The organism is Pseudohaemophilus parahaemolyticus (genome assembly GCF_938021905.1).
Taxonomy (GTDB): Bacteria; Pseudomonadota; Gammaproteobacteria; order Enterobacterales; family Pasteurellaceae; genus Haemophilus_A; species Haemophilus_A parahaemolyticus_B.
In genome coordinates this window covers 1-4,061 of record NZ_CALIFA010000081.1, presented here as the reverse complement: position 1 = coordinate 4,061, position 4,061 = coordinate 1, and the positions used below count along the sequence as shown (strand labels likewise).

General features: G+C 41.5%; 3 protein-coding genes. All 3 read right to left on the bottom strand.

All coding sequences use genetic code 11. From position 1 onward, the window contains the following. Positions 1 to 245: 245 nt before the first annotated feature. Positions 246 to 1,061: a shikimate dehydrogenase gene (gene aroE / locus QMF79_RS09245; protein WP_281773620.1), complete on the bottom strand. Its 816-nt coding sequence runs from the start codon at positions 1,059 to 1,061 to the stop codon at positions 246 to 248. A 70-nt stretch (positions 1,062 to 1,131) separates the two neighbouring features. Next, complete coding sequence (locus QMF79_RS09240) at positions 1,132 to 2,448, bottom strand: dicarboxylate/amino acid:cation symporter (protein WP_281773619.1); 1,317 nt, start codon at positions 2,446 to 2,448, stop codon at positions 1,132 to 1,134. Positions 2,449 to 2,673: 225 nt separating this feature from the next. After that, positions 2,674 to 4,061: energy-dependent translational throttle protein EttA (gene ettA, locus QMF79_RS09235; protein WP_281773618.1), on the bottom strand; the 1,388-nt coding region annotated here is incomplete at its 5' end.

Below are 4,061 nucleotides of genomic sequence, written 5' to 3'. Positions count from 1 at the left end.
CTACAGCGAGATTCGAACTTGCGACCCCAACATTATGAGTGTTGTGCTCTAACCAGCTGAGCTATGTAGCCATTTTACTTTGCGTTCACCGTATCGGTTTACGGGGTGCATTATGCTGATTTTATCCCTGCTCGTCAAACGTTTTTTCGCAAAAAATGTGATTTTTATCTCTTTTGCCGACAATTTCAACACTTTGGCATAAAAACAGCATTTTTTTGTTTATTAAATAACAGCTCGAAATAGTGCTATTTACTCATTTCTGCTCTTAATTGTCTGAGAACAGGCTCAACTTCTGGCATTCCCCCTTCCCACAATTGGAATGAAACGGCAGCCTGCCCTACCAGCATTCCCAAGCCATCTTGGCATTTTTTCGCACCCTGCATGCGAGCATAATTCAAAAATGGCGTTTTCATCTCAATGCCATATTGCATATCGTAAACAAAAGCATCTTGGAAAAGATGAGCAGGCAATTCGACACATTTTCCTTGAAAACCAAACGAAGTAGCATTGATGATCAAATCAAATTTTTGAGAACATATCTCTTCCCAACAAGCGGCTTGAATATTGCCAAATTTTGCAAATTTTTCAGCTAAATCAACCGCTTTCTCGAAAGTTCGGTTATATAGCGTAATAACTTGCTCTGCCTGCAACATTGGCAATAACACACCTTTTGTTGCACCGCCTGCGCCTAAAATCAAGACTTTCTGTCCCGCTTTTAGCCAACCTAAACGAGCCAAATCATTACACAAACCCGCACCATCCGTATTATCCGCATATAAACGCCCATCTTCCAAGCGTTTCAACGTGTTACAAGCCCCTGCTAACAAACAGCCTTCGCTATGCTCGTCCGCTAACTTAAATGCTCTTTCTTTAAATGGTGCGGTAATATTTGCACCTTGAGCCTGTTTGAAAAACTTAGTGAGCTGCTGCTCAAAATCTTGCTCATCGCCCAATTTTGCAACATAACTCATATTTTTGCCCGCTTGTTCCGCAAAAAGCTGATGAATACGAGGTGACTTACTTTGAGCAATTGGATTGCCCCACACGGCATATTGGTTCATTTTCACATTCCTTATATAAAAATAGGCTTTGAGCATAACATACTCAAAGCCTATTTCACATTATTTGATGTTAGTGCATTTCTGTTTTAACCACTAACTCACCACGCATTGCTTTACCTAATTGCTCTTTATCTAACGCATTTTCCCAGCGAGCAACCACAATAGTTGCACACGCATTACCGATAAAGTTAGTTAAAGCACGACATTCAGACATAAAACGGTCAATCCCTAGAATCAGTGCCATCCCTTCCACAGGTAATCCTGGCACAACAGACAAAGTTGCCGCCAGAGTAATAAAGCCTGCACCCGTTACGCCAGCTGCACCTTTAGAGCTCAGCATTGCCACCAATAATAAAGTGATTTGTTGCCCGATAGTTAAATCGGTATTGGTCGCTTGAGCAATAAACAAAGCTGCCATCGTCATATAAATGTTTGTACCATCTAGGTTAAATGAATAACCTGTTGGTACAACCAATCCTACCACCGATTTTTTACAGCCTGCAGCTTCCATTTTTTGCATTAAATTTGGCAATGCTGCTTCTGAAGAAGAAGTGCCTAAAACTAGCCAAAGTTCATCTTTGATATAACGGATTAGCCCAACAATGGAGAAACCGTTATAGCGAGCAACCGATCCAAGAATTAAAAGCACAAATAAAATCGAGGTGATATAAAAGGTTACAATGAGCAACATTAAATTACTGATAGAATGCAACCCATATTTGCCAATCGTAAATGCCATTGCTCCTAGTGCACCAATAGGAGCGACTTTCATTACAATTGAAACCAATTTAAACATTGGTGCTGCAGCAACTTGCAGTAAATCTGTAATAGGCTTACCACGCTCGCCGACTGAAGCTAAGGAAATACCAAATAATACAGAGACAAATAGCACCTGTAAGATATTCCCTTCCGTGAGCGGGCTTAATACCGTGGTTGGAATAATATTCATAAAGAAAGCAATCATTGAGCTTTCTTGTGCCTTGCTCACATATTCTGACACCTTCGCAGATTGCAGTGTGCTCGGATCAATATTTAGCCCGGCTCCAGGTTGAATAATATTGGCGATAATCATCCCCACAACCAACGCCAATGTTGAGAAGGTTAAAAAATAGAGCATTGCCTTGCCCGCTACACGCCCAACCGATTTCATATCATTCATACCCGCAATACCCGTCACCACGGTAAGGAAAATCACGGGTGCAATAATCATTTTTACGAGTTTAATAAACGCATCGCCCAATGGCTTTAAACTTTCCCCAAACTCTGGAAAGAAATGCCCTAATAAAATCCCGACAATAATGGCAAAAATAACTTGCACATATAAAACCTCATAGAACCTTGGTTTGCGTGGTGGTGGAGGTGGCGAATTAGCGTCAATTGTCAGCATAAATACTCCTCTTAGCTCATTAAAAAAATGAACAATTTCATTGTATTACTTAAAAAAGATGGCTGATAGTACTAAATTTTTGGTATTAAATATACCCTTTATATTTAATTTTACCTCTGAATTATTATTCAATGGCAAACGATTGCTTAAAATCAGGACAGCAAAATAAAGCGGTTAAATTCTGCAAATTTTTTGCAAAATCTAACCGCTTATCTAATACTTTAATTACTTCGCAATTCGTTTATATTTAATACGGTGCGGTTGCGTTGCGGCATCACCTAAGGTTTTCTTTTTCCACTCTTCGTAGTCAGAGAAGTTACCTTCATAGAATGTCACTTTGCCTTCATCACCGTAATCTAAAATATGGGTGGCGATGCGGTCTAAGAACCAACGGTCGTGCGAGATGACCATTGCACAGCCTGGGAATTCTAAGATTGCATTTTCTAACGCACGCAAGGTTTCCACGTCTAAGTCGTTGGTCGGTTCGTCCAATAACAACACGTTGCCACCGCGTTGTAAAAGTTTTGCCAAGTGTAAACGACCACGTTCACCACCTGATAATTCGCCCACGCGTTTTTGTTGATCCACGCCTTTGAAGTTGAAGCGACCCACATAAGCACGGCTTGGGATTTCAAAGTTGCCAATAGTGAGAATATCTTGCCCGTTAGAGACTTCTTCCCACACGGTTTTCTTATCGTCCATTGCGTCACGGAATTGATCAACAGAGGCTAACACTACAGTTTCCCCCATTGTGATTGTGCCGTTATCTGGTTGTTCTTGACCTGACAACATACGGAATAATGTTGATTTACCCGCACCATTCGCCCCGATAATCCCTACGATTGCCCCTTTCGGAATACTGAATGATAAATCATCGATTAAGGTGCGATCACCATAAGATTTGGTTAAATTTTGCACTTCAATCACTTTATCACCTAAGCGTGGACCAGGTGGAATAAAGAGCTCGTTGGTTTCGTTACGTTTTTGGTATTCGCCACTGTTCAACTCTTCAAAGCGAGCCATACGCGCTTTGCTCTTCGCTTGGCGACCTTTCGGGTTCTGACGAACCCACTCTAACTCTTTCGCAATGGATTTTTGGCGTGCATTTTCCGCCGCTTGTTCTTGCTCTAAGCGTTTCTCTTTTTGCTCTAACCAAGAAGAATAGTTACCTTCCCAAGGAATACCTTCACCACGGTCAAGTTCTAAGATCCAACCTGCCACATTATCTAAGAAGTAACGGTCGTGGGTAATCGCCACCACAGTGCCTTCGTAGTCGTGTAAGAAGCGTTCTAACCACGCCACAGATTCCGCATCTAAGTGGTTGGTTGGTTCATCTAACAACAACATATCAGGTTTTTCAAGCAATAAGCGGCAAAGTGCCACACGGCGACGTTCACCCCCGGATAAATGCTCGATTTTTGCGTCCCAATCTGGCAAGCGTAACGCATCTGCTGCACGCTCTAATTGGTTATCTAAATTATGTCCATCGTGTGCTTGGATAATCGCTTCAAGATTAGCTTGTTCTGCCGCTAATTTATCAAAATCCGCATCAGGATCCGCATAAAGTGCATAAACTTCATCTAAACGAGTCAGTGCATTTTTTACTTCAGAAA

Coding starts and splice junctions, on each gene's coding strand:
- aroE (WP_281773620.1), bottom strand. CDS start 1,061: ATGAACCAATATGCCGTGTGGGGCAATCCAATTGCTCAAAGTAAGTCA.
- QMF79_RS09240 (WP_281773619.1), bottom strand. CDS start 2,448: ATGCTGACAATTGACGCTAATTCGCCACCTCCACCACCACGCAAACCA.